Source organism: Ruminococcus bromii (genome assembly GCF_928721825.1).
Taxonomy (GTDB): domain Bacteria; phylum Bacillota; class Clostridia; order Oscillospirales; family Acutalibacteraceae; genus Ruminococcoides; species Ruminococcoides bromii.
On sequence record NZ_CAKMVP010000003.1, the window covers coordinates 1,551,746 to 1,574,406 of the forward strand.

The 22,661-nt window shown below is 42.8% G+C and carries 21 protein-coding genes and 1 other annotated feature; of the genes, 2 read left to right on the forward strand and 19 right to left on the reverse strand.

Features of this window, described 5'->3' with window-relative positions; all coding sequences use genetic code 11:
- Window positions 1-3: 3 nt before the first annotated feature.
- The 9 genes from QDI94_RS07765 to QDI94_RS07805 all read right to left on the reverse strand — a co-directional run bounded on the left by QDI94_RS07765 (window position 4) and on the right by QDI94_RS07805 (window position 9,394).
- Complete coding sequence (locus QDI94_RS07765) at window positions 4-729, reverse strand: NAD-dependent protein deacylase (RefSeq protein ID WP_278868182.1); 726 nt, start codon at window positions 727-729, stop codon at window positions 4-6.
- Window positions 726-1,496 carry a tryptophan synthase subunit alpha gene (gene trpA / locus QDI94_RS07770; protein WP_117519520.1) on the reverse strand — a complete coding sequence of 257 codons (771 nt, stop codon included), beginning with the start codon at window positions 1,494-1,496 and terminating at the stop codon, window positions 726-728. Before trpA ends, QDI94_RS07765 begins: the two co-directional genes overlap by 4 nt.
- On the reverse strand, window positions 1,489-2,673 hold the full coding sequence (gene trpB, locus QDI94_RS07775) for a tryptophan synthase subunit beta (RefSeq protein WP_021883852.1): 1,185 nt from the start codon (window positions 2,671-2,673) through the stop codon (window positions 1,489-1,491). Before trpB ends, trpA begins: the two co-directional genes overlap by 8 nt.
- A gap of 65 nt (window positions 2,674-2,738) precedes the next feature.
- Window positions 2,739-3,521: an indole-3-glycerol phosphate synthase TrpC gene (gene trpC, locus QDI94_RS07780; protein WP_278868185.1), complete on the reverse strand. Its 783-nt coding sequence runs from the start codon at window positions 3,519-3,521 to the stop codon at window positions 2,739-2,741.
- A 10-nt stretch (window positions 3,522-3,531) separates the two neighbouring features.
- Window positions 3,532-4,542 carry an anthranilate phosphoribosyltransferase gene (trpD, locus tag QDI94_RS07785; protein ID WP_278474794.1) on the reverse strand — a complete coding sequence of 337 codons (1,011 nt, stop codon included), beginning with the start codon at window positions 4,540-4,542 and terminating at the stop codon, window positions 3,532-3,534.
- A 21-nt stretch (window positions 4,543-4,563) separates the two neighbouring features.
- Window positions 4,564-5,136: an anthranilate synthase component II gene (locus QDI94_RS07790; RefSeq protein ID WP_278868186.1), complete on the reverse strand. Its 573-nt coding sequence runs from the start codon at window positions 5,134-5,136 to the stop codon at window positions 4,564-4,566.
- Window positions 5,133-6,593 carry an anthranilate synthase component I gene (trpE, locus tag QDI94_RS07795; RefSeq protein WP_278868188.1) on the reverse strand — a complete coding sequence of 487 codons (1,461 nt, stop codon included), beginning with the start codon at window positions 6,591-6,593 and terminating at the stop codon, window positions 5,133-5,135. The genes QDI94_RS07790 and trpE overlap by 4 nt, the downstream gene beginning before the upstream one ends.
- A 60-nt stretch (window positions 6,594-6,653) precedes the next feature.
- Window positions 6,654-6,903, reverse strand: a binding site (T-box leader).
- A gap of 58 nt (window positions 6,904-6,961) precedes the next feature.
- Complete coding sequence (locus tag QDI94_RS07800; protein ID WP_278868190.1) at window positions 6,962-8,314, reverse strand: UDP-N-acetylmuramoyl-tripeptide--D-alanyl-D-alanine ligase; 1,353 nt, start codon at window positions 8,312-8,314, stop codon at window positions 6,962-6,964.
- Between the two features lie 12 nt (window positions 8,315-8,326).
- Complete coding sequence (locus tag QDI94_RS07805; RefSeq protein WP_015523043.1) at window positions 8,327-9,394, reverse strand: D-alanine--D-alanine ligase family protein; 1,068 nt, start codon at window positions 9,392-9,394, stop codon at window positions 8,327-8,329.
- Window positions 9,395-9,854: 460 nt separating this feature from the next.
- Here QDI94_RS07805 and QDI94_RS07810 point away from each other — a divergent pair, with 460 nt between their 5' ends.
- Window positions 9,855-11,501 (forward strand): AMP-binding protein, encoded by a 1,647-nt coding sequence (locus tag QDI94_RS07810; RefSeq protein ID WP_278868193.1) that lies wholly within the window; start codon window positions 9,855-9,857, stop codon window positions 11,499-11,501.
- A gap of 323 nt (window positions 11,502-11,824) precedes the next feature.
- Entirely contained in the window at window positions 11,825-12,640 is an 816-nt protein-coding gene (locus tag QDI94_RS07815; protein ID WP_278868195.1) for a hypothetical protein, read from the forward strand.
- A 116-nt stretch (window positions 12,641-12,756) separates the two neighbouring features.
- Here QDI94_RS07815 and QDI94_RS07820 read toward each other — a convergent pair whose 3' ends face one another.
- The 10 genes from QDI94_RS07820 to jag all read right to left on the reverse strand — a co-directional run bounded on the left by QDI94_RS07820 (window position 12,757) and on the right by jag (window position 22,660).
- Window positions 12,757-13,155 (reverse strand): DUF2752 domain-containing protein, encoded by a 399-nt coding sequence (locus QDI94_RS07820; protein ID WP_101028295.1) that lies wholly within the window; start codon window positions 13,153-13,155, stop codon window positions 12,757-12,759.
- Window positions 13,156-13,158: 3 nt separating this feature from the next.
- A complete protein-coding gene (locus tag QDI94_RS07825; RefSeq protein WP_101028296.1) occupies window positions 13,159-13,512 on the reverse strand; it encodes a DUF4234 domain-containing protein in 354 nt (117 codons plus the stop codon).
- Window positions 13,513-13,647: 135 nt separating this feature from the next.
- Window positions 13,648-14,928, reverse strand: a complete 1,281-nt coding sequence (gene serS, locus QDI94_RS07830) for a serine--tRNA ligase (protein WP_101028297.1) — start codon at window positions 14,926-14,928, stop codon at window positions 13,648-13,650.
- A gap of 24 nt (window positions 14,929-14,952) precedes the next feature.
- Entirely contained in the window at window positions 14,953-15,801 is an 849-nt protein-coding gene (locus QDI94_RS07835) for a ParB/RepB/Spo0J family partition protein (protein ID WP_278868197.1), read from the reverse strand.
- Window position 15,802: 1 nt separating this feature from the next.
- Complete coding sequence (locus QDI94_RS07840; protein ID WP_101028299.1) at window positions 15,803-16,570, reverse strand: ParA family protein; 768 nt, start codon at window positions 16,568-16,570, stop codon at window positions 15,803-15,805.
- A 288-nt stretch (window positions 16,571-16,858) separates the two neighbouring features.
- Window positions 16,859-17,680, reverse strand: coding sequence for a ParB/RepB/Spo0J family partition protein (locus QDI94_RS07845; protein WP_278474780.1), 822 nt, complete (start codon window positions 17,678-17,680; stop codon window positions 16,859-16,861).
- Window positions 17,681-17,840: 160 nt separating this feature from the next.
- Window positions 17,841-18,554, reverse strand: coding sequence for a 16S rRNA (guanine(527)-N(7))-methyltransferase RsmG (gene rsmG, locus QDI94_RS07850; protein ID WP_101028301.1), 714 nt, complete (start codon window positions 18,552-18,554; stop codon window positions 17,841-17,843).
- On the reverse strand, window positions 18,554-20,428 hold the full coding sequence (gene mnmG / locus QDI94_RS07855; protein ID WP_101028302.1) for a tRNA uridine-5-carboxymethylaminomethyl(34) synthesis enzyme MnmG: 1,875 nt from the start codon (window positions 20,426-20,428) through the stop codon (window positions 18,554-18,556). The genes rsmG and mnmG overlap by 1 nt, the downstream gene beginning before the upstream one ends.
- An 8-nt stretch (window positions 20,429-20,436) precedes the next feature.
- Window positions 20,437-21,804, reverse strand: a complete 1,368-nt coding sequence (mnmE, locus tag QDI94_RS07860; RefSeq protein WP_278868198.1) for a tRNA uridine-5-carboxymethylaminomethyl(34) synthesis GTPase MnmE — start codon at window positions 21,802-21,804, stop codon at window positions 20,437-20,439.
- Between the two features lie 43 nt (window positions 21,805-21,847).
- The gene (gene jag, locus QDI94_RS07865; protein ID WP_278474921.1) at window positions 21,848-22,660 is read right to left on the reverse strand and encodes an RNA-binding cell elongation regulator Jag/EloR; all 813 of its coding nucleotides are present in this window, start codon (window positions 22,658-22,660) and stop codon (window positions 21,848-21,850) included.
- Between the last annotated feature and the right edge of the window lies 1 nt (window position 22,661).

Here is a 22,661-nt window from a genome sequence, read left to right on the forward strand (position 1 = left end):
ATTTTATATGTTTACGATAATTTTGTCAAGCAATTCTCCCACTTTTTCACGGAACACAAGATTTGCGTTCTTGTCCATTGGGGTGGGATCACGGTTGATAAGCACAAGATTATCGCCGCCGAAGTAGCGGATAAACCCGGCCGCCGGATAGACCGTGAGGCTTGTGCCGGCAATAATCAGCGTGTCAGCCTTTGAAATTGCGTTGACCGCACCCGTTACCGTGCTGTCGTCAAGTCCCTCTTCATAAAGCACAACATCGGGTTTTATGATACCTCCACAAGTACATTTGGGAATATCGGCAGAGTTCTTGATAAACTCTGCATCATAGAACATGCCGCACTTTGTGCAGTAGTTGCGAAGAACACTTCCGTGCAGCTCATAAACACGCTTACTGCCTGCCGCCTGATGAAGTCCGTCAATGTTCTGGGTGACAACAGCCGAAAGCTTTCCCGCCTTTTCAAGCTCTGCAAGCTTATAGTGCGCCTTGTTCGGCTTTTTGTCAAGGCAGAGCATTTTGTCACGGTAAAAGCGGAAGAACTCGCTTGTTTTGTGAACAAAAAATGTGTGGCTGAGAATCTGCTCGGGCGGATAATCGTACTTTTGATTGTACAGGCCGTCAACACTTCGGAAGTCGGGAATTCCGCTTTCTGTCGAAACTCCCGCACCGCCGAAAAATACTATTCTTTTGCTTTTGTCAATTACGCTTTGAAGTTCTTCGAGTGTACTCACGAAATCGCTTCCTTCATACTTTTAACATAGTCGCAAACAGGCTTAACGCTGTCTTTGCCGTACTTTGCAATAATTTTCACGATTGCAGAACCAACGATAACACCGTCTGCACTTTCGCTCATTTTCTTTGCCTGCTCCGGAGTTGAAATGCCGAAACCGATTGCGCACGGAATATCCTTTACTGACTTAACAAGTCTTACCATTTCGCCAACATCGGTTGTGATTTCACTTCTTACGCCTGTAACGCCCATTGATGAAACGCAGTAAACAAAGCCCTCTGCCTCTTTTGCAATCATCTTGATTCTCTCGTGAGATGTAGGAGCGATGAGAGAAATTACATCAATGCCGTATTTTCCGCTGTAATCGGTAAGCTCGTGCTTTTCTTCATACGGTGTGTCGGGAACGATAACTGCGGAGATTCCGCACTCCTGACACTTTGCCATAAACCTTTCCGTACCATATACGAAAATCGGATTCATATAGGTCATAACGGCAAGAACGGCGTCAATCTGCGGACGGATACGCTTTACCATATCAAAGATTTTATCTGTTGTTGTACCTGCCGAAAGAGAACGGAGGTCAGCCTCCTGAATTACAACACCCTCGGCAATCGGGTCTGAAAACGGAATACCGATTTCGATGATATCGGCACCGTTTTTGCTCATTTCAATAAGAAGCTTTTCTGTTGTTTCAAGATCGGGATCACCCGCTGTTACAAACGGGATGAATGCCTTGCCGTTTTGAAATGCAGATTTAATATCAGTCATGGAGATCCTCCCCTCTGTATCTTGCGATAGCCGCAACATCCTTGTCGCCTCTGCCCGAAAGGTTGACTACGATAATCTTGTCTTTGTCCATTGTCGGGGCAATTTTTATACAATGTGCAACTGCGTGTGCGCTTTCAATTGCAGGGATGATACCCTCTGTTCTCGAAAGATATTCAAATGCGTTTACAGCCTCTTCGTCTGTAACGGGAACATAGCTTGCTCTGCCCGTGTCAGCAAGGTTTGCGTGTTCGGGACCGATACCGGGGTAGTCAAGACCTGCCGAAATTGAATATACGGGAGCAATCTGACCGTATTCGTTCTGACAGAAGTACGACTTCATACCGTGGAAGATTCCGAGTGTGCCTGTCGCGATTGTAGCGGCAGTTTTTGGAGTGTCTGTGCCAAGGCCTGCGGCCTCACAGCCGATAAGCTTTACATTTTCATCCTTGATAAACTCATAGAAAGCGCCCATTGCGTTGCTTCCGCCGCCTACGCAAGCCATAACAACATCGGGAAGTCTGCCTTCCTTTTCAAGCATCTGTGACTTGATTTCCTTGCCGATTACGCTTTGAAAATCACGGACAACAGTCGGGAACGGGTGCGGTCCCATTACCGAGCCGAGAACATAGTGTGTGTCGGAAACCCTGTTTGTCCATTCACGCATTGCCTCGTTTACGGCATCTTTAAGAGTCATTGTGCCTGTTTCAACGGCATTGACCTTTGCACCGAGAAGCTTCATTCTGTAAACATTGAGAGCCTGACGGATTGTATCCTCTTTGCCCATAAAGATTTCACATTCAAGTCCTAAAAGTGCGGCTACGGTTGCCGTTGCAACACCGTGCTGACCTGCGCCTGTTTCGGCAATAACTCTTGTTTTGCCCATTCTCTTTGCAAGAAGGCACTGACCGAGGCAGTTATTGAGCTTGTGTGAACCTGTGTGGTTCAAGTCCTCACGCTTGAGATAAATCTTTGCACCGCCGAGGTCTTTTGTCATTTTTTCGGCATAATAGAGAAGTGACGGTCTGCCTGCGTATTCACGCATAAGTGTGTCGAGTTCTGCAACAAACTCGGGATCATCCTTGTACCTGTTGTATGCCTCTTCAAATTCATTGATAGCATTCATCAGCGTTTCGGGAACGAACTGTCCGCCGTGAATACCGAATTTTCCTTTTGTCATCTTGATTCCCCTTAATTACTTTTATATCATTGGTGTGCTTTGCACACGGCTAATAAATCAATTTTTTATTTTCTGCCCGACAATTCGTCAAGTGCGGCTTTTTTGTCGGGATTTCTCATAAGGGTTTCACCTATGAGAACTGCGTTTACTCCTGCGTTTTCAAGCACCTTGATGTCATCCCGTGTTTTGATTCCGCTTTCGGCAACAAAAATAATGTTGTTTGGAACAAGCTCACGGAGCTTTGTGCAGTTATTTATGTCCACCGTGAAGTCACGAAGATTTCGGTTGTTTACACCAATAACTCTTGCTCCTGCAGCAATTGCGGAATACACCTCATCGGCTGTGTGAGCCTCAACAAGAGCCGAAAGTCCGAGAGAGTCGCAAAGCTTAATCCATCTTCTGATTGTGTCCGTGTCAAGAAGCGAGCAGATAAGCAGTACGGCTGACGCACCGATTGTCTTTGCCTCATAAATCTGATATTCACAAACTGTGAAATCTTTTCTCAAAAGCGGAATTTTTACATTCTTTGAAATTTCTTCAAGAAAAGCATTTTCACCCTTGAACCACTTCGGTTCTGTCAAAACTGAAATTGCACTTGCGCCTGCATTTTCATAATCCTTGGCAATCTGAACATAGGGAAAATCCTCTGCGATAATTCCCTTTGACGGGGACGCTTTTTTGACCTCGCATATAAATGAAATGTCCTTGCCCGCAAGCGCCTTTTCAAACGGAAATTCATTGTCTGTTTCCATTGAAAGTGCTTTTTGCTTTATCACTTCAAGCGGAACTTGCTTTTCGATTTCTTCATATCTTACTCTGTTTGCATCTGCAATTGTTTCAAGTATCATTGTGTCACCTTTATTCGTTGGAAGCCTTTGCAAATTCTTCAATCTTTGCATAAGCCTTGCCGCTGTCGATAATTTCGTTTGCAAGCTTTATGCCGTCCTGAATTGAATCTGCCTTGCCGCCTGTGCAAAGTCCGAGTGCGGCATTGAGAACAACGATATCACGCTTTGCGTCCTTAATTTCACCGCTGAGAATTTCTTTTGTGATTTCAGCATTTTCTTTGCCGTCACCGCCTGCAAGATCCTCGGGTGCACAAAGTTTAAGACCGTAATCTTCGGGATTGAGAATGAATGTGTTGAACTTGCCGTTGTCAATCTCACAAACCTTTGTTGTTGTTGTGAGAGTAACCTCGTCCATGCCGTCCATGCCGTAGAAAACATAGCCTTTCTTAACACCGAGGTTTGAGAAAACCTGTGCGGTCGGCTCAACAAGAGCCTCAGAATACACACCTGTTACCTGAAGGTCTGCGCCTGCAGGGTTTGTGAGAGGTCCGAGAACATTGAAAATGTTCCTGATTCCGATTTCCTTACGGACAGGACCTACATACTTCATTGATGAATGGTAGCCCTGTGCAAACATAAAGCAGATGCCTGCTTTGTTAAGAACCTCTTCGCTCTTTTCGGGAGTGATGTTGATGTTGATTCCGAGCTGTTCAAGACAGTCTGCCGAACCGCTTTTGCTTGACATTGAACGGTTGCCGTGCTTTGCAACGGGGATTCCTGCGGCGGCAATTATAAATGCCGCTGTTGTTGAAATATTGAATGTGCCTGTACCGTCGCCGCCTGTGCCGACAATATCGAGTACATCACGGTTAGGCTTGATGTGGAGTGCTTTTTCTCTCATAACCTGTGCGCTTGCGGTAATTTCATCAATTGTTTCACCCTTGATTCTCAAGGCTGTGAGATATGCCGCCATCTGCGACTGCGTTGCTGTGCCTGAGAACATTTCGTCCATAACCTGTGCCGCCTCATCAAAAGTGAGGTCATTGCCTGCAACCAACTTTTTTATTGCCTCTTTAATCATAAAACTTCAATCCTTTCCGTGTTATTTGCAAAGTGTAATAAAATTCTTTATCATTTCCATACCGTGTGAGGTGAGAATTGATTCGGGGTGGAACTGCAATCCGTAAAGCTCAAAATCCTTGTGCTTTACTCCCATAACCTCGCCGTCACGGTCTTCTGCGATTACCTCGAGTGTGTCGGGAACCGTATCTCTTTTCGCAATCAACGAATGATACCTTGCACCCTCAACAACCTTTGGAAGTCCGTTAAAAATTTTCTTGTCCGTATCAACAATGATATCGCTCTTTTTGCCGTGCATAAGCTTTATTGCGTGGGCGATTGTTGCACCGTAAACCTCGCATATTGCCTGATGACCGAGGCAGATACCGAGAATCGGAAACTGTCCTGCAAGCTCCTTTATAACCGCCTCACATATTCCGGCGTCTTTAGGATAACCGGGGCCGGGCGAAAGGATAATGTGGGAGGGAACAAGCTTTTTGATTTCGTCAACTGTTATTTCATCGTTTCTTACAACCTTGATATCGGGATTTACGCTGCCGCAGAACTGCACAAGATTGTAGGTAAAGCTGTCGTAGTTATCAATAAAAAGTATCATAAAGCGTTTACCTCCCCTGCATTTTTAACTGCATTCATAACAGCAAGAGCCTTGTTGTAGGTTTCCTCGTATTCGCTTTCGGGAACGCTGTCGGCTACAATGCCTGCGCCTGCCTGAACATAAACCTTGTCGTTTTTCTTGACCGCCATTCTGATAGCGATACAGGTGTCGAGGTTGCCGTTGAAATCAACATATCCGAGCGCTCCGCCGTAGACACCTCGGGGAGTTCTTTCAAGTTCTTCAATGATTTCACAGGCTCTGATTTTCGGAGCGCCCGAAAGTGTGCCGGCAGGGAGGAGGGATTCGATTGCATCAAAAGCGTCAAGACCGTCCTTGAGCTTGCCCTCAACCTCACTGCAAATGTGCATTATCTTTGAATAGCGGAGAACCTCCTGATATTTTGTAACCTTAACCGAATTGAATTCGGAGATTTTTCCGATGTCGTTTCGTCCGAGGTCAACGAGCATATTATGCTCTGCAAGCTCCTTTTCATCGTGGATAAGCTCGTCTGCAAGGGCATTGTCCTCTGTATCTGTTTTACCTCTCGGACGAGAACCTGCAATCGGGAATGTGTTAAGTACTCCGTTCTGAAGCTTTACAAGTGTTTCGGGAGAGGTGCTTATAATCTCGTCACCGTCAATTGACATATAAACCATATAAGGTGACGGGTTCGTACTTCTCAGCACTCTGTATGCATTGATGAGGGAATTTTTGTAATCCGCCTCAAATCTTCTTGAAACAACACATTGGAAGATGTCGCCGTCAAAGATGTACTCCTTGGTTTTCTCAACCATTTTGCAGAATTCTTCTTTTGAATATGTGCTTGTAAATTCAACATTCCCGTCACTCTCAAGCTTTGGAAGGGGTTCGGAAGATGTGATTGTCGAAATTATCTCTGCAATATCCTTTTTGGCAAGTTCATACTGCGCCTTGGTGTCGTTTGTTTTCATATTAACAATGATAATGATTTTTTCTTTAAGATGATCGTAGGCTATAATCTTGTCGAAAAGCATCATATCAAAATCGTTTGTATCTCCTCTTTTGAGCTTTAAAACAGGCTCTGCAACAGAAATCATTGCGTAACCGAAATAGCCGACAAGACCGCCTGTGAACGGCGGAATGTCTTTGAAATGCGGAGTTTTGTAATCGGCAAGATACTTACGGAGAGCGTCATACGGCTTTGCTGTTTTAACAACTCTTGCACCCTCGCCCGTAACCGTGAGAGTTCCGTTTTTGTACGAAAGCCTTGCCTTGGGGTTGAATCCGATGAATGAATACCTTGCCCACTTTTCACCGCCCTCGATACTTTCAAGAAGAAAGAATTTGTCGGATTTTCCTGCAATTTTTCTGAGCAGGTTAATCGGGGTAAATGCGTCAGCGTAGATTTCCTTATAAATCGGAATAACGCTGTAATTGTCCTTGAGGTTCAACACCTCATCATAAGACGGTTTAATCATCGTACACCAACCTTTCTTTGGTAAAAGTTTTAAACATAAACAAAAAAGACTTCTGTCCCCTCAAGGGACAAAAGTCTTGAAAAATCAACTTCTGCGGTACCACCCAAATTGACGATAAACGCCCGCTTTAACAGCATACTAACATATGCCTCTCACTTTAACGGTTGAGCTCCGTCGGAAACTACTTGCCAAAAGGCTTTCGGCCCGCCCTCACAAGTCCATTCGGCAAATCCTCTGCTGTCAGCTTACACCAACCGCTGACTCTCTGAAAGCTTTGGAAAAACCTACTATTCTTGCTCACAGGTTTTTTCTTTATAAGACAATTATATGACTGTATTTTTGATTTGTCAACATTTTTTTGCGGTAAATCAAAAATTCTGTTTGAGAAACTCAACAATGTTTTCAAACTGCATTGAATGTGATGCCTTAACAAGCACAACATCTCCGCTTTTAATTGTTTTAAGAATTTCGGGTTTTGCATCTTCGATTGTGTCAAACGCTTTGCCGTCTGCACCCTTTGCAAGCTCCTTTGCAAGCTCGCCTATGGTTATGACCTTACCGATATCCTTTGATTTTGCATAAACACCCGTGTCAAAGTGGAGTTTCAACTCCTCACTTCCGAGCTCCTTCATATCGCCGAGGATTGCAACCTTTCTGCCGTCAAGGTTTGAAAGTGTGTCAAGAGATGCCCTGACAGATGTCGGATTTGCGTTGTAGCAATCGTCAATGATTTTGATTTTGCCTGTATTGATAACATTGGCACGACTGCCTACTGTTTTGTACGAGGCAACACCGTTTGCAATTTCTTCATCGGTAAGTCCGAGAAGCTTGCCTGCGGCAGCAGCCGCAAGAGCATTCGTCACCATATATGTGCCGATTGCAGGAATTTCAACATCAATATTATTATTGTCAAAACAGAGTGTTGCAAGAACCTTGCCGTCACCGCTGTTTTTTATATTCTTTGCGTAAAAATCGTTCTTTGCGTCAAGTCCGAAGAAAACAGGCTTTTTGCCGTTTACCGTCTTAACGGTTGAAAGCTTATCATCATCGCCGTTAAGAATGAAATCTGCATTTTCACGGGCATTTTTGAACATTTCTGTTTTAGCCTTGAGAACACCGTCACGGTCGCCGAGATTTTCAAGATGACATTCGCCGATAATTGTAAGCACGCAGATTGTGGGCTGAACCATTTCGGAAAGTCTTGTCATTTCACCGAAATCGGAAATACCCATTTCGATAACAGCCGCCTCGGTATCCTCGGGCATTGAAAGAAGTGTCAGCGGAACACCAAGCTCGTTATTGAGATTGCCTTGTGTTTTGTGGGTCTTGAACCTCTGTGAAAGAACTGCATAGAGCATTTCTTTTGTAGATGTTTTTCCGACGCTGCCCGAAATTCCGATAACGGGAATGTCGAATTTTTCTCTGTATACCCTGCCGATTTTCTTAACGGCATCAAGTGTTGATGAAACGACAATGCAAGGCTTTGTCGCATTTTCGGGAGCTTTCTCGCACAATGCACACACAGCACCCTGTGCAAAGCATTTTTCGATAAAATCGTGACCGTCAACACGCTCGCCCTTTATGGCAAGAAACAGACTTCCGTTCTTCACCTGTCGGCTGTCACGCTCAACAGAGGTTATTTTTGTGTTTTTAAGCGATTCGTCGCCGACATATTCGCCGTTGCAAGCCTTTGCAATTTTGGCAAGAGTAAAGTCTTTCATACTAACCTCTTATTAAAAATCAGATTTTTCTTCGGGATATTTTGCAAGTGAAATTTCAATAATCTTTTCGCACAAATCGGGATAGCTTATACCCTCAACAGCCGCCTCCTGAGGAAGAAGACTTGTGGGAGTCATACCCGGAAGAGTGTTTGCCTCGAGGCAGTATGTAAAACCGCCCTTGTCAAGAAGGAAGTCGATTCGTGCATAGCTTTCAAGGTGAAGTGCCTCGTATGCCTCTGTTGCGGCATCACGGAGCTTTTTGTCGGTTTCTTCATCAATGTCTGCCGGACAGGTTTCAACTGTTGCGCCTGCCTGATATTTTGCGGCATAATCGTACATTCCCGACTTAGGAGCAATCTCAATCGGCGGAAGTGCCTTGCCGCCGATAAGACCGACGGAAAATTCTCTGCCTGTTACGAACTGCTCAACAACAATTTCGTCCTCATATTTGAGAGCCTCTTTAACAGCCTTTTTATACTGATCTGCATTCTCAACCTTTGAAACGCCTACGCTTGAACCGCCCGAGCAGGGCTTAACGATGCACGGGAACATATTCCATGCAAGAGCGTCCTTTTCGTTCTTGTAAAGTTCACCTGACGGAGTGTTGATATTCTTCTGCATAAACACGCTCTTTGTAAGACCTTTGTTCATTGCAAGCGCAGAACCGAGATATCCCGAACCTGTGTACTTGATTCCGAACAAATCAAGCGTTGCCTGTAACTGACCGTTTTCACCCTCACCGCCGTGAAGTGCAAGAAAGGTGATGTCTGCCTCGGCGCAGATTTCAATTACATTTCTGCCGATATAGCGTGATGTTTTGTCAAGGCGATTTTCCTTTGCCTCTTTGATATTTGTGATTGTATTTTCAACATCGTCACCGATTGAATTTCCGTCGGTAAAGCTGTAGTTCTGCTTGAAAAGTGCGTCAATGTCACAGATGTTTTCCTCATAGCCCATAAATACATCAAGCAAAACAACCTCGTGTCCCTTGCTTCTGAGAGCCTCGGCAACAAGTGTGCCTGATGAAATTGAAACTTCACGCTCTGTGCTCAGTCCGCCTGCAAGAACAACTATTCTCATATATATTTCTCCCTCTGAAATGTTTTGTTTTATATTTTTATTTCTTTATTCTCTTTAACTCTGTCAGTCTGTTACCTTTTTGAAACAAGACTGTAACCTATATTATAATATTTTATTTATCCGATTGCAAGCAAAAAAGCAAATTTGTAGAACAGGGTATCATCACACCGTTCTGCCGTTCAAAAACTGTATAATATTCAGATTTACGGCTTTCAACTCCGTGAAACGATATGTGAATAAATGTGTTGAAAATGTTAATAATTTGCTCCTGTTATCCACAATATACTGATATGCGGATAGTGTTATGCAAATTTGGATAGCTACATTCCGTGGATGAATAATTATAAATTTTAGTCCGTGTTTTTTCATAATGGGCGGTATTGTATAGAAAAGGGTTTGTGTTATACAATATTAATTGAAAAAGCAAACCAAAAAAACGACTTAAATAAGGATGTAAAAAATGCAGTTATACAAAAATTTCTGTAAAGAAACTACCGACGAAAACGGAAAACTGACAAGTTTTGAACTTGTGTTTCCCGAAAACTATAATTTTGGCTATGATGTTGTTGACAAAATGGCAGAACTTGTGCCGAATGACACGGCAGTTGTGTGGACAAATCCCGAAAAAGAGGAAAAGATTTTCACATACTCCGACATCAGCAGACTGAGCAACAAGGCTGCAAATGTTTTCAGAAATCACGGCATTAAAAAAGGCGACAAGGTTCTTGTTATTCTGAAACGAAACTACGAATACTGGTATGTTGCCCCTGCACTCCACAAGCTGGGTGCGGTTATTATTCCCGCAACAAATCTTCTGACTCAAAGCGACATTTCATATCGCGTAAACACGGCAGGGATAAAGGCAGCTGTCTGCACTCCCGATGAAACTACCGCCGAAGATATTCTTGCGGTTGCATCTCAGCCGAACACGCTTGAAACCGTTTTTGTTCCGAGAAAGCAGATTTTCGGTGCGATTGATTTTACCGAAGAGGTTGAAAACGCTCCCGATACCCTTGAAAGAGTTGAAACAAAAGCAGAAGAGCCTATGGTAATTTACTTTACCTCAGGCACAACAGGCTATCCTAAGGCTGTTGAACACAATCATATCTACACACTCGGACACATCATCACGGCAAAATACTGGCAATGTGTAAAAGACGGCGGACTTCACCTCACCGTTGCCGAAACAGGCTGGGCAAAAGCGTCATGGGGCAAAATCTACGGTCAATGGCTCTGCGGTTCTGCCGTTATGGTCTATGACTTTGACAAATTCTCTCCGGGCAAGCTTTTGCGTATAATGGAAAAATACAAGGTTACAACCTTCTGCGCACCGCCGACAGTTTACAGATACTTCATCAAAAGAGGTATGGACAAGTACGACCTTTCTGCACTTTCTCACCTTACGACAGCAGGCGAGGCACTTAACAATGAAGTTTTTGAAAAGGTGCATGAGCAAACAGGAATTGAACTTTGTGAGGGCTTCGGTCAGACAGAATCTGTTCTTATGCTTGCAAACCTCAAGGGCGATAAGGCTGTTGCAGGCTCAATGGGCAAGCCTACTCCGCTGTATGATGTCCGCATTGTTGACGATGAGTGCAACGAGGTTAAGCAAGGAAAGGTCGGCGAGGTTGTTGTATTTCCTCCAAAGGACAGAAAACAGCACGGAATTTTCATCACATACTATAACAATGAAGAATTGTACGAAAAGGTGTGGCGGCACGGTGTTTATCACACGGGTGACACCGCATATAAGGATGAGAACGGATATTTCTGGTATGTCGGCAGAGCCGATGATCTCATCAAAACAAGAGGCTTCAGAGTAGGTCCGTTTGAAGTTGAAAATGTTATTATGCAGTACCCGAATGTGCTTGAATGTGCTGTTATAGGAGTTCCTGATAAGGACAGAGGTCAGGCAATTAAGGCGATTGTCAAGATGGCAGACGGAACGACGCATAACAAGGAGCTTGAAAACGAAATCAAAACCTTCTGCAACAAGCGTATGGCAAGCTACAAGTGGATTCAGCACCTTGAAATTGTAGATGAATTTCCAAAAACAATAAGCGGAAAAATTAAGAGAACGGATTTAAGAGAAAATCACAAGGTATAAGAATAATAGGCTGCGAAAAAACAGCCTAACAAAAAAGAAGAAGGCACACAACCGAAAGCGATGACGGTTATGTGCCTTCCTGTTTTTTTAATAAAATTCTCCTATACCTGAAACAACCAAAACCGTTTTACTGTCTATTTGCTAACATCACTTTTAATATGTCAATTTATTCCGGTGTATAATTTTGCAGACAGATTTTAGTATATTTTTCTGTATTGACAATATTGTCTGTAAATTATACAATAGTATTGTATCGCTTGTTTTGATGCATATTTGATTTTGCTCTATACAACAGGCTTATTATGTGATGACAGAGGTATAAAATGAACATAACAAAACAGAATTTCAAAAAGATTATTTCATCGGGTCTTTTGGCTCTCACGATTGCCGTATTTACAACAGCGTGTTCAGACGCGGCAGGTTCTTCCGCAACTGCCGATACTGCAAGTGTACAGACAACAGCCGAACAGACAACGAAACAACCGACAAAAGCTAACGCTTCAAATGAATCATTTGATTTAAGGTCACTTCATGTATGCAAAGAAAATACCGATGACGACCTTGTTGGCATATGGCAGATTACGGCAGGCGAGGGTTCGCAGTATAAGGATTTTTACTATATGTTCAACGGAGAAGGCAAGTCTGTTCTTATAAGCGGAACTTCGGGATATTTCGGCAAATACAGCTACGATACCGACGATGACAACAATCCGACATTCACCACAAAGCTTGTTTTCGGTCTTAACGGAACTTACACCTATAAGCTTTCAGATGACAAAAAAACTGCCGAGCTGACAAATACGGATACAAAGGCGGTTTCAACGCTCAAGAAAACAGACGATCCCGACTTTATTCCCACCCCCGACAAAGACGCATCAATTGACGAAAACCTTGTCGGCTGCTGGATGTCAGACAGCGGCGAATATCTCTGCTTTGACAAAAGCGGAATTATGTATCAGAACCTTTTTGACTATATGTTTGCGTTTTCAAACTACACGGCAAAAGACGGTAAAATTGTTTCAACATACACAACCTCCGACAAAAAAACAACAGATAAATACACATACTCTGTTGACGGCGACACTCTTACACTCAACAATGATACATACTCAAGAATTTCTTTCAGTGATTTAAAGTGATAAATCACCGTTGATTCAATGTTGAAAATTTTTCGTATTTTCGTAACATCATAACAACAATCCCCGAACACAAAAAATGTTCGGGGATTTCTTATTTTCAGAAAGTTATTAACATCTTATCCGTACGGTCTTAAAAAATCAAAGGGAGGGAGATTTCTCACAACTCCGAAAACGAGCAGTATTCCTATCAGTACAAATGTGAGAACCGTGTCAAATTTTTTCAGAGTAAGCCTGCCGTATCTTATGTAGCCGTAAAGCATTTTTCCGAGCAGATAGAGAATGAACGGTGAGATTACAAACAAAACCTGATTGCACTCAAAAGCACCTTTAAAATCAAGCCGCAGAATATGTGTAAGCATACCGGTTACACCGCAGCCGGGGCAATAAAATCCCGTTATTTTGCGAAAAACACAAGGAATTGCAAAGCCTGTAAACGAAACAATTAAATAATATAAAACACCGGCTGCGACCAAAATAATCGCAGCCGTTGAAAATTTTAATAGTCTTTTTTTCATTGATTACTGTGGAGGAAGCATCTTGTTAAGCTCACTCTGCATAAGAGCATAAGAAACAATGCTAAGACCAACGATTGAAAGTATAAGATAAAGTACCGAAGCACTTGAATCAACCATAATACCTCTCTGCATCTTTGCTTCATTGAGCTTTTCGCCCTGCTTGTAGCACCAGTAATAACCGTAAATACCGCAAGTTACAAGTGTAAGCAGAAATACGACTCCGCCTGATGTGCCGTCCTGCTGATGACCTGAAACATAGTTTGTTTCGTCATTGAGCATAATGAGCCAGTAAATTCCGTAAATACCGCAAGTGATGATTGAAAGAAGGATTGCAATACCTACACTTCTCTGTTTCATAATAAGTACCTCCGTTTACCTTTTTCAAGGGATTTTAGCAAGGTAAATTATACCATTTGTACGGTACAATGTCAATATAATTTTGTTTTAATATTTGCTATGGTTTGCTGAACTTTGGGCAGATGCTGCATAAGATTATTTAATAACCTCCATACCGCCCATATAAGGACGAAGAACCTCAGGAATCCTGATTGTGCCGTCCTCGTTAAGGTTGTTCTCAAGGAATGCGATGAGCATTCTCGGAGGAGCAACAACCGTGTTGTTAAGAGTATGTGCAAAGTATTTCCTGCCATCCTCGCCTGCAACCCTGATTTTAAGGCGGCGAGCCTGTGCGTCACCGAGGTTTGAACATGAACCAACCTCAAAATATTTTTTCTGACGGGGTGACCATGCTTCAACATCAAGTGAACGAACCTTGAGGTCTGCAAGGTCGCCCGAACAACATTCGAGTGTACGAACAGGAATATCCATTGAACGGAAAAGGTCAACTGTGTTCTGCCAAAGCTTGTCAAACCACATTTTGCTGTCCTCAGGCTTACAAACAACAATCATTTCCTGCTTTTCAAACTGATGAATTCTGTAAACGCCTCTCTCCTCAATGCCGTGAGCACCCTTTTCTTTTCTGAAACAAGGCGAATAACTTGTGAGAGTGTAAGGAAGATTTTCTTCCTTGTTGATTGTGTCAATGAACTTACCAATCATTGAATGTTCGCTTGTGCCGATAAGATAAAGGTCCTCGCCCTCAATCTTGTACATCATTGAATCCATCTCGGCAAAGCTCATAACACCTGTTACAACATTACTTCTGATCATAAAAGGAGGTACACAGTATGTGAAGCCTCTGTTAATCATAAAATCACGGGCATATGCGATTACTGCACTGTGAAGTCTTGCAATGTCGCCCATAAGATAATAGAAACCGTTACCTGCAACCTTTCTTGCAGAGTCAAGGTCGATGCCGTTGAATTTTTCCATAATCTCTGTGTGATAAGGAATTTCAAAATCAGGTACAAACGGATCGCCGAATTTCTCAATTTCAACATTCTGACTGTCATCCTTACCAATCGGAACAGACGGATCAATAATGTTTGGAATCTGCATCATAATTTCTGTTACCTTTGCAGAAAGGTCTGCCTCCTGCTTTTCAAGCTCTGCAAGCTGCTCTGCCTGCTTTGTAACCTCTTCTTTAAGAGCCATTCCCTCTTCTTTTTTGCCCTGAGCCATAAGAGCGCCAATCTGCTTTGAGATTTTGTTTCTGTTTGAACGAAGCTCGTCCGCCTGTTTTTTAACGGCTCTGCTCTGCTCATCAAGCTCAATTACCTGATCAACAAGCGGAAGTTTGTGGTCTTGAAACTTCTTTTTGATATTTTCTTTTACTGCGTCGGGATTTTCTCTTAAAAATTTAATATCTATCATTTTAAAATACCTCTTTATGTAATGTTATTTAAGTTTGTTTGAAAGCTCTGTGAGTTCTTCATCAGAGTAAAATTCAATTTGAAGTACGCCGCCCTGTTTACCCTTGCTCTTTGAAACGCTGATTTTTCGTCCAAGGCTTTCGGACAGTGCAAGCTCAACCATACTGTAGAACGAAGGCTTTTTCTCAGGCTTTTCTTCCTTCTGAACTGTCGGCTTTTTTTTGCAGATTTTTTCAACCTGTCTTACCGAAAGGTCTTTTGCCACAATTTCATCTGCAAGCTCCGTCATAAGCTCTTCGTTCTCAAGCGTAAGCAATGCTCTTGCATGACCTGCCGAGATTTTGCCGTCTTTCAGATATTCCATTATGTTATCGGGAAGTTTAAGGAGTCTTAATGCGTTTGCAACTGCGGGACGGGATTTTCCGACCGACTTTGCAACCTCTTCCTGCGAAAAACCGTGTTCATCAATAAGTGCCTTGTATCCGAGAGCTTCTTCAATGGGGCTTAAATCCTCACGCTGAAGATTTTCAATAAGAGCAATCTCCATTGTTTCGGTATCGGTAAGCTCCTTGATTATAACAGGGACTTCGGTAAGACCTGCCATACGGCTTGCTCTGTATCTTCTCTCGCCTGCCACAATCTGATAACCGCCGAGTGTGAGCGGACGAACAAGCAATGGCTGTAACAGTCCGTGCTGTGAAATACTCTCTGCAAGCTCCGACAAAGCCTGTTCGTCAAATTCTTTTCTCGGCTGAGTACGGTTCGGTTCAATCTCCGAAATTTTGAGTGTTACTGTTCCGCCGTCTGTTTCGGAATCGTTTTCTATAAATATTGCGTTAAGACCTTTTCCAAGGCCACCGAGTTTTTTTGCCAAATCAGCCTCTCTCCTTTCCGACTATTTCTTCGGCAAGGGTCATATATGCCTGACTGCCCTTGCAGGATTTGTCATAGTAAATAACGGGCATGCCAAAGCTTGGTGCTTCGGAGAGCCTGACTCCCCTCGGAATTACGGTTTTAAAAACCTTTCGTGGGAAGAATTTTTTCACTTCATCTACTACCTGCTGTGTAAGATTAAGTCGTCCGTCATACATTGTAAGCAAAACGCCTTCAATCTCTATTGATTCGTTGTACTGCCTTTTTATTCTTCGTACCGTATTGATAAGCTGTGACAATCCCTCAAGTGCATAATATTCGCATTGAATCGGCACAAGGAATGTGTCGGCAACCGTCAATGCATTTGCCGTAATAAGTCCGAGTGACGGAGGACAGTCTATGATTATGTAATCGTAGTACTGCTTTATCGGGAGCAAGGCATTCTTTAGAAGTGCCTCTCTGTGCGGTTTTTCCGCAATTTCAAGCTCTGCGGCAGCCAGATCAAGACTTGACGGAAGAATATGCAGATTGTCATACGGAGTTGTAAGAACACATTGCTCAGCCTTTGCACCGTCAACAAGAATCGAATAGGTTGAATACTTTACTTTGCTCTTATCAATGGCGACACCGCTTGTGGCATTTCCCTGCGGATCAGCGTCAACAAGGAGTGTTTTCTTGCCCATTTTTCCCAGACAAGCCGCAAGATTAACGGAGGTTGTGGTCTTCCCCACACCTCCCTTTTGGTTTGATACTGCAATTATTTTTGCCAAAAAATCACCTTGTCTTTTGTTTTTATGACTTTTATATCTTTTACTCTAAAATTATATCATACTGCACACCATTTTTAAAGCTATTTTAAAGATTTTTTGGGATTTGCGGCAACTTTTTTTCCTAATCAAAACACAAATGTTTCACGTGAAACATTTCCTGTGTAACCGAAAAAATAAAAACTATATAACGCAAAAAGCCGCACATTTCTGTGCGACTCTTTGCAAGGGGTTTAGATAAGGAAATGGGTATGAGTGGAACGGATGCTTTCGCATCCTCCGGAAAGTGAATTAAGCAGTTTTTTCTGCGTCTGGCTTTTGATGTCTTTTGGGAATCCGTATTGTGTATTCAATAAAATTGTCTGTGTCTTTTTTGTTTGATTGTGCGTCGATTCCTGCAAGACGCATAGTATCAATAGCCTTGTTAATTGTGTTAAGAAAAATTCGTAGGTCTTTTATCACCGCTTTGCTTGTACCTTTGGATTTTATTGTTTTCGGTACAGAATTGATTAAAATGCCGACGAGCTCATCAGTCTGACTTGTGTTGAGATTTTCCGAAATTATTTTTGACAAAGCCTCATGTCTTAAAGCGTCATCTTCAATTCGCAAAAGAGCCCTTGCGTGCCTTTCGGTTAATCCGGCGTTTACAATCCACTCCTGTTCCTCATATGTAAGACGAAGAAGTCTTAATTTATTTGCAATAGTAGATTGACTCTTCCCCAGTCGGTTCGCTGCTTCCTCTTGGGTAAGACCGTAACGCCTGATCAGCTTTGAAATCCCGCGAGCTTCCTCGAATATACCGAGGTCGCTGCGCTGGAGATTTTCAAGGAGAGCATAAATGGCTGACTCTTTTTCTGAACACTTTAAAACGATGCATGGCACCTTTCGCAGTCCTGCCAAAACCGAAGCCCTAAGGCGGCGTTCACCTGCCACAAGCTCATACTCCGCAGCCGAGATTTTTCTCACCGAAAGCGGCTGCAAGATACCGTTTTCGCTGATTGATGCGGAAAGAGCGGCAAGTTCGGTTTCATCAAAGGTTTTGCGAGGTTGTGCTTTGTTCGGTCTGATTTTAACAATCGGAATCTCTAAAACTTTATTATCGTTTTTGAGCATAAAATTCAACCGCATCGCCTCAATGTCCGTTAGCATCAGGGGTTGTCCCTGTGCTATTATAATAACATAAGCACGGTGCGGTTGTTGTCGCTTTGTGAGCAACTTTTTTAAAATATTTTACCATAAAATGGTAATTTATCAAAAAAGCTGTCGAAATTTATCACAACGGTTGTGACTTTATTTTGCCCGAAATTCTCGGGTATTGTTTTGGAGTTGGTTTAATCTTTTTAATCACAATAATTGTACGCTCGCCCTCGTCACACGGAAGATTAAACTTGTGAACCTTTTCAACTTTACCACCGAGTAATTTCAAAGCATTTTCTGCTCCGTCAAGTTCTTCATCGGCATTCGGCCCTTTCATTGCTACAAACAAACCGCCAACTTTAACATACGGCAAGCAGTATTCGCAGAGAACATTCAGCCTTGCAACAGCTCTTGAAACGGCAAAATCAAATTTATCACGGTAGTGACTGTTTTTGCCGCCCTCCTCTGCCCTGCTGTGGACAAGTTCCGCATCAAGTCCTGTATTATTAAGAACCGTGTCAAGAAATGTGAGTCTTTTGTTAAGGCTGTCTAAAAGTGTCAGCTTTATGTCAGGTCTTGCAATTTTCAGCACAACACCCGGAAAACCTGCACCTGTTCCCACATCAATAATGCTTGCATTCTTCTTAACATCAACAAAGTTGAAAAGTGTAAGGCTGTCGGCAAAATGCTTGACCGCAACACCCTGTTCATCGGTTATTGCAGTAAGATTCATCTTTTCGTTCCACTCAACAAGCAATTTGAAATATGTATCAAACCTTTGCAGCATTTCACAGTCAAGCTGAGTTTTAAAACCATCGGTAACGGTAGTAAGAGTATCTTTAATTGCCATTACTGCCTCCTGTTGTTCTGAGCAAGCCAGATAAGAAGTACACTGATATCCGCAGGAGAAACACCCGAAATTCTTGATGCCTGTCCGATATTAAGCGGTTTAATCTTATTAAGCTTTTCCCTTGCCTCAAGTCGAAGACCTTCAATTTCATTGTAATCAAAGTCATTTGGCAGCTGCTTAACCTCAAGCTTTTTCATCTGCTCAACCTGTTTAAGCTGTTTTTGAATATATCCCTCGTACTTAATTTCAATTTCAACCTGTTCAAAGATATTCGGGTCAAGTTCGGGTCTTGTTTTGTCTATACTCTTGAGTGCGTCATAACCGAGCTGAGGTCTTTTCATAAGTTCAATAAGTCTTACGCCTGTAGTAATTTCAGATGTTTCACGTGAAACAAGTATCTTGTTTACCTCATCATCAGGCGAAATGACCGTATTTTTAAGTCTTTTAAGCTCTTCTTTTTTAAGCTCCTGCTTTTTAAGATACTTTGCGTATCTTTCATCGCTTATAAGTCCAATTTTATGACCGAGAGGGGTAAGTCTTTCATCGGCATTATCCTGACGAAGCACAAGTCTGTACTCACTTCTTGAAGTCATCATTCTGTACGGCTCATTCGCACCCTTCGTAACGAGATCGTCAACAAGAGTGCCGATATAGCTTTCCGAACGGTCAAATATAACAGGTTCTCTGCCGAGAACCTTCATTGCGGCATTGATTCCGGCAACAAGTCCCTGAGCCGCCGCTTCCTCATAACCCGATGAACCGTTGAACTGACCTGCGCCAAACAGTCCGCCAAAATCTTTAAATTCGAGTGTGGGATTCATGGCAAGCGGATCAACGCAATCGTATTCAATCGCATAAGCAGGCCGCATAACAAGACAATGTTCAAGACCTTTGATTGTGTGATAAAATTTCAGCTGAACCTCTTCGGGAAGTGACGAACTCATTCCCTGAAGATACATTTCCTCGGTATCAAGTCCGCACGGCTCAATAAAAAGCTGATGTCTTGGCTTATCCTTAAAACGCATAATCTTATCTTCAAAGCTCGGACAATAACGGGGACCCACCCCCTCAATTTTGCCTGCATATAGCGGTGAACGGTGAATATTTTCAAGAATAATCTGCTTTGTTTCGTCATTTGTCCAGCTTATATGACATTCAACCTTATTCTCACCGAGATTTTCCGTTTCATAAGAAAACGGCTGAGGCGGTTCATCGCCTTTTTGAACTTCAAGCTCAGAAAAATCAATTGAACTTCTGAGAACTCTTGCAGGAGTACCTGTCTTAAATCTTCTCAACGGCAGACCGAGTTTTTTAAGGCTTGCACCGAGAAATGCGGCAGGAAAAATTCCGTCGGGACCGCTCTCATATGAAACCTCGCCTACAAAAATTCTGCCGCCGAGATATGTACCGGTTGCAATAATAACAGTCTTACATTTAAACACGGCAAGCATTCTTGTGGTAAGATTATAACCGCCGTCAACCTTTTCAATGTCAGTAATTTCAGCCTGACGGAGATCAAGGTTATTTTGCAGTTCAAGCTTATGCTTCATAACGGTAGAATATTTTCTTCTGTCAATCTGTGCTCTCAAAGAATGAACAGCAGGACCTTTTCCCCTGTTAAGCATTCTGGATTGCAAAAAGCATTCGTCGGCAGTCTTACCCATTTCGCCGCCGAGTGCGTCAATTTCACGGACGAGATGTCCTTTTGCAGTTCCGCCGATTGACGGGTTGCATGGACAGTTTCCGACTGCGTCCATATTTATGGTAAATATTGCAGTTTTACAGCCGAGCCTTGCCGCCGCAAGAGCCGCCTCGATTCCTGCGTGACCTGCGCCCACTACCGCAACATCATATTCACCGGCTAAATAATTCATAACATCACCTATTTTCCTACGCAAAAATTGTGGAACACCCTGTCTACAACTTCATCGCTTGTTCTTTCGCCTGTCAATTCGAGTAATTGCGAAATTGCATCCTCGATTGAAACAGTTACCGCGTCAAATGTCATTCCAAATTCAAGCGCATTTTTTGCCTCAATAACAGAATCAAGGGCATTTTTAACGGCTATTCTCTGTCTTTCATTTGAAAGAACACCTTCGCTCGGATTAAAATTCTGTGTACCCGCAATTTTTTCAACAGCTTTTGTGAGATCATCTCTGCCGTCACCGTTAATTGCAGATATATATACTATATGTTTTATATTTTTACTGATATATTTAATATCAAGCTTATTATCAAGATCAGTCTTATTAATTACAGCAATTGACGGTACAGACTTAGCGGACTCAATAAGATTATAATCATCCTCGTCAAGCTCTCTGCTGTTGTCAAAAACAGCAAGCAGAAGACCGCATTGCTCAAGTCTTTTTCTCGCCCTGTCAACACCGATTTTTTCAACAGCGTCATCAGTATCACGAAGCCCCGCCGTATCGCTTAGATTCAAAACCACATCACCGACCGTTACTGTATCCTCTACAATATCTCTTGTAGTTCCGGGAATGTCTGTAACAATACTTTTTTCATAACCCGAAAGCAGGTTCATAATTGTACTTTTACCAACATTCGGTCTGCCGGCAATTACGGTGTCAATTCCTTTTTTCACCGTCTGACCGCAATCGTAGCTGTCGAGCAATGACTGCAAACACTTGATTGCACTGTCACAGGTTTCAATTACGGAATCAACCGTTACCTCGGCAATATCCTCCTCAGGATAATCAGCCCATGCAGAAAGATGGGCAGCCTGTGAGAGAAGATCATTTTTTACGCCGTCAATTTTTTTGCGCAAGGCACCCTCTTTTACACAAAGAGCAGCCCTTGCCGCACCTCTGCTTTTTGCACTGATAATATCAATAACAGCCTCAGCTTCAGTTAGGTCAATTTTACCGTTAAGAAACGCACGCTTTGTAAACTCGCCTGCCTGTGCAGGTGCTGCACCTGCGTTAAGAACGGCACGCAGAACTCTTTTTGTAATGTAAAGTCCTCCGTGACACGAAAACTCTACAACATCTTCACCGGTATAACTGTGCGGTGCTTTAAAAACAAGAGCGACCGCCTCGTCAATATCTTCACCGTTATCGAAAATTTTTCCGAACGACGCTGTATAGCCTTTCATCTCAGTAACCTTTTTACCTGAAATTGAATTAAAAATTTTATCCGCAATTTGAAGTGCATTGTCACCCGAAATTCTAATAACGCCTATGCCGCCCTCGCCCTGAGCGGTGCTTATAGCGGCAACTGTATCGTAATTCATAAAATCACCAAGAAAAAAAGGGCGGTTAAAAACCGCCCGATTATTATTTGTCTATTCTTCCGTAAAGACCTGTTGTTCCGCCCTCATTGAGTGGCTTTCTGTCAGGATTTGCGGGAGTATTATGCTCTGAACGGTTTGCGCTGTATGGGCGTCTGCCGCCTCTGCCTCTGTTGTTATAGCCGCCGTTTCTGCGAACGGGCTTTGCCACCTTTGGATCCGGACCGATAACAACATGGCGGTTTGCATTCTCGCCTTCGCTCCATGAAATAGCACCGTTTATCTTTTGAACAGAAGTATGGATAATTCTTCTTTCATAAGGATTCATAGGTTCAAGATTTGTCTTTCTGCCTGTTTTAACAGCCTTGAAAGCAAGCTTTCTGCCGAGAATTTCAAGAGTTTTTTCTCTCTTTTCTCTGTAGTTGCCTGTGTCGATAGTTACCTTAAAATAGCTGTTGTCTGTGTGGTTTGCAACAAGGCTTGTAAGGTACTGAAGAGAATCAAGAGTTTCACCTCTTCTGCCGATTACAAAACCGACATCATCACCTGTAAGATTAAATTCAATACCGCCCTCAATCTCATTTTTCTCTATCTGAACGCTTTCAAGCTTCATATTATCGAGGACATCTCTTAAAAACTTCTCTGCCTTTTCAGCGGGAGTTTCTTTGAGAGTGATTTTAACCTTTGCAGGCTGACCGCCAAAAAGACCGAATTTTTTCTTTTCGGCTCTCTGAATAACCTCAAATTCAACCTCAGCGGTTTCATCAAGGCCAAGCTGTTTTTTGGCATCGTTCAATGCGTCAACTTCGTTATCACCAACGCCGATAGCTTCTTTAATCACAATATCACCTGATTTCAAA

Bases quoted from the DNA above. Each gene is read 5' to 3' on its own strand.
- QDI94_RS07820 (WP_101028295.1), bottom strand. From the start codon at position 13,155: ATGAAAAAAAGACTATTAAAATTTTCAACGGCTGCGATTATTTTGGTC.
- QDI94_RS07805 (WP_015523043.1), bottom strand. From the start codon at position 9,394: ATGAGAATAGTTGTTCTTGCAGGCGGACTGAGCACAGAGCGTGAAGTT.
- trpD (WP_278474794.1), bottom strand. From the start codon at position 4,542: ATGATTAAAGAGGCAATAAAAAAGTTGGTTGCAGGCAATGACCTCACT.
- rsmG (WP_101028301.1), bottom strand. From the start codon at position 18,554: ATGGCAATTAAAGATACTCTTACTACCGTTACCGATGGTTTTAAAACT.
- QDI94_RS07845 (WP_278474780.1), bottom strand. From the start codon at position 17,680: ATGCTCAAAAACGATAATAAAGTTTTAGAGATTCCGATTGTTAAAATC.
- QDI94_RS07790 (WP_278868186.1), bottom strand. From the start codon at position 5,136: ATGATACTTTTTATTGATAACTACGACAGCTTTACCTACAATCTTGTG.
- QDI94_RS07800 (WP_278868190.1), bottom strand. From the start codon at position 8,314: ATGAAAGACTTTACTCTTGCCAAAATTGCAAAGGCTTGCAACGGCGAA.
- QDI94_RS07825 (WP_101028296.1), bottom strand. From the start codon at position 13,512: ATGAAACAGAGAAGTGTAGGTATTGCAATCCTTCTTTCAATCATCACT.
- QDI94_RS07815 (WP_278868195.1), top strand. From the start codon at position 11,825: ATGAACATAACAAAACAGAATTTCAAAAAGATTATTTCATCGGGTCTT.
- mnmG (WP_101028302.1), bottom strand. From the start codon at position 20,428: ATGAATTATTTAGCCGGTGAATATGATGTTGCGGTAGTGGGCGCAGGT.
- trpC (WP_278868185.1), bottom strand. From the start codon at position 3,521: ATGATACTTGAAACAATTGCAGATGCAAACAGAGTAAGATATGAAGAA.
- trpB (WP_021883852.1), bottom strand. From the start codon at position 2,673: ATGACAAAAGGAAAATTCGGTATTCACGGCGGACAGTTCGTTCCCGAA.
- mnmE (WP_278868198.1), bottom strand. From the start codon at position 21,804: ATGAATTACGATACAGTTGCCGCTATAAGCACCGCTCAGGGCGAGGGC.
- trpA (WP_117519520.1), bottom strand. From the start codon at position 1,496: ATGACTGATATTAAATCTGCATTTCAAAACGGCAAGGCATTCATCCCG.
- serS (WP_101028297.1), bottom strand. From the start codon at position 14,928: ATGATAGATATTAAATTTTTAAGAGAAAATCCCGACGCAGTAAAAGAA.
- QDI94_RS07810 (WP_278868193.1), top strand. From the start codon at position 9,855: ATGCAGTTATACAAAAATTTCTGTAAAGAAACTACCGACGAAAACGGA.
- trpE (WP_278868188.1), bottom strand. From the start codon at position 6,593: ATGATTAAACCGTCTTATGATGAGGTGTTGAACCTCAAGGACAATTAC.